Here is a 2,780-nt window from a genome sequence, read left to right as displayed (position 1 = left end):
GGCTTAAATGCTAAATTCCGTTTCTAATTTCTGAATTAGTGACTGAGTAAAAAAAGGACGCATCAGCGTCCTTTTTTATTGGATCAAATATCTATTCCGGAGAACGGACCAGACTTAAAAAATGCAGATGACGTTCATATTGGTCAATGATGTCCTGGATCAAATCTTCCTGAGTCCATTCCATCACATCATAATTTTGCCCCCCTTCCCTTAAAAAGACTTCTGCCTGATAAGATTGCGGAGAATCTGCATCCGGCATAAAGCTCGGTGCTAAAGTCTGGGTAGCAATGACCTGATAAATAAAGTTCATTTCATTCTGATGATCGACACGTAACTCGATCCCATCTTCCAGTTTAAAGATTTTCACCTGGATGTGACGACGTTTCAGTTCAGCCTGAAAACTGTTAAAGGCTTTACTGACCATCGTATCAATATAATCACGTACTTCATTATGCGTATGCGGATAATGCATAATTAAACCGAGTCGCTGTTGCCAGCTACGCGGGTTCTGAATGGCCCGTGGGGTAATACGCGCAGCTTGTAGCGCATGCATTTTCGTTACATCCAGATGCAGGGCCTTAATCAGTCCCCAGCAAATTAGCAGCATAATGAATGTGAACGGTAAAGCACTCATAATCGTAGCCGACTGCAGGGCTTCCAGCCCGCCCGCCAGTAACAGAATGATGGCCAATAAAGCCATTAACACAGTCCAGAACAGACGCTGCCAGGTCGGTGAATTCTCGGTTTTAGCAGTAAGATAATCCGTGACTAATGATCCTGAATCTGCTGAAGTGACAAAGAACAGGATAACCAATACCGTAGCAATAATACTGGTGACTGAATTAAATGGCAGATTGCCTAAAAACTCGAACAGCGCTACAGAGGAGTCACGTTGTACTGCTTCAAGCAGATTAGTATTGGCTTCATGCATGATACTGAATAATGCAGCATTGCCCATAAAGCCCATCCAGATTAAGGTAAATCCGGTAGGAATCAGTAGAACCCCAACAATAAACTCGCGGATACTGCGGCCTTCGGATACTCGGGCAATAAACATCCCGACAAATGGCGACCAGGAAATCCACCAAGCCCAATACATAATGGTCCAGCCACCAATCCAGCCACTAGGCTGATAGGCATACAGATTAAAGGTCATACTGAACAGGTTTGCAACATACTGGCCAGAGTTTTGAATGGTGGTCTGCAGAAGATAGATGCTTGGACCGGTAACAAAAACAAAGATGAGTAGCAGTAAGGCAAGCAGCAGATTCAGTTCAGCTAGGCGTTTGATGCCCTTATCCAAACCAAAAAATACGGACATTGATGCCATTACAGTGACGGCAATAATCAAAATGACCTGAGTACTGGGGGTCTGCTCAACTCCAAATAGGTAATTCAGACCCGAATTAATCTGAGTCACCCCAAAACCTAAAGTTGTCGCAACCCCAAATACTGTCCCTAAGGTGGCAAAAGTATCTACCCCGTCTCCGATCGGGCCATGAATCCGGTTACCGATCAATGGATATAAGGCAGAGCGAACTTTTAAAGGCAGGTTATGTCGATACGCAAAATAGGCCAATGACAGACCCACAATGGTGTAAATCGCCCAGGCATGCAGGCCCCAGTGGAAGAAGGTCACGCGAATAGCCTGCTGTGCGGCCAGTACAGTTTCCGGGTCACCAGCAGGCGGTGTGACATAGTGCATAACCGGTTCGGCAACACCGAAAAACATCAGGCCAATTCCCATACCTGCGGTAAACAGCATGGCAAACCAGGATGCCTGGCTGTATTTTGGCTGACTATGGTCGGGCCCAAGTTTAATTTTCCCCATATCGGACAGGGCAATATAAATCAGGACAATCAGGAAGATCGCCACGGAGAGGACATAAAACCAGCTAAATGAAGTGGTAATCCACGCATTCATTTGCTTGGTCAACAGGTCGAATGAATCAGGTGCCAGTATTACCAGTCCCAAAAAAATGGCGATAATCACCACTGTACTAATAAAGACATTCGGATTGATATTGGCAAACCAAGATGAAGGTTTGGAAGGCATAGATCCCCCATTTTTTTAATAGATTGAATGCCGGGAGGCTTGAATCATTATTGATAAGTAAAAACATTCTGATCGAGAGAATTACGATCAAAGATACGTTTTGGACCTTAAGATTTTAAAATATTCAGGAAAATAAAGCCGTTAAGTTACTGTAACCAAGCTATGCAGCTCTGTACGTTCTATTCCTCAGGCTTTCTATGCTTATGTTGTATATGAGTCTGTTTAGGAAGATGGGAAATATACTGTAAGGCAATCAGACGGGAAACAATCAAGGCCAGATACATTACCCCGACAAACATTTGGATAATGGCAAGCATCCGTGCGACCGGACTGACCGGCATCACATCAGATAATCCTGTAGCAGACTGCACACTAAAGCTCAGAAAGAGCAGATCCAGCCACGGCTGATAAGCTTTTAGATCTGGGTCCGAAAAGCTGTAAGGTACCCATAACTGGCAAATGCTATAGAGAAAAGCAAAGCCCCAAGCCAGCAATGTGAAAACTGCTCCCGCTGCAAACAACTCATCCTTGGTCAGGTAACGGTCATGAAACATATAACGTAATAATCCATACGCTGCGCTGAAATAGGCACTGGCTTCAAACAGATGCGCGACGATCATGATCCAGGTATAGCGCAGCCCCAAGACAATCAGCGACGAAAAGAAAATGGCCCCTGCGACAAAGATGAGTCCCAGAATGGTAAACATCGGAGTCTGACGAATTA

Annotated in this window: 2 protein-coding genes; both read right to left on the bottom strand. The window is 44.7% G+C overall.

Annotated elements, in window-relative coordinates:
- Window positions 1–91: 91 nt before the first annotated feature.
- Complete coding sequence (locus B4J23_RS06885) at window positions 92–2,056, bottom strand: BCCT family transporter (protein WP_180034248.1); 1,965 nt, start codon at window positions 2,054–2,056, stop codon at window positions 92–94.
- Between the two features lie 179 nt (window positions 2,057–2,235).
- Window positions 2,236–2,780 (bottom strand): ion channel (locus tag B4J23_RS06880; RefSeq protein WP_291359540.1); only part of this gene is annotated, 545 nt, incomplete at its 5' end.

This window comes from Acinetobacter sp. UBA3025 (assembly GCF_002367915.1).
Classification (GTDB): domain Bacteria; phylum Pseudomonadota; class Gammaproteobacteria; order Pseudomonadales; family Moraxellaceae; genus Acinetobacter.
Note: the sequence above shows the minus strand (reverse complement) of the source record. Positions and strands in the feature narration are given on the sequence as shown.

What these genes read in the sequence shown, in the direction of transcription:
- B4J23_RS06885 (WP_180034248.1), bottom strand. Translation starts at nt 2,056, where the DNA reads ATGCCTTCCAAACCTTCATCTTGGTTTGCCAATATCAATCCGAATGTC.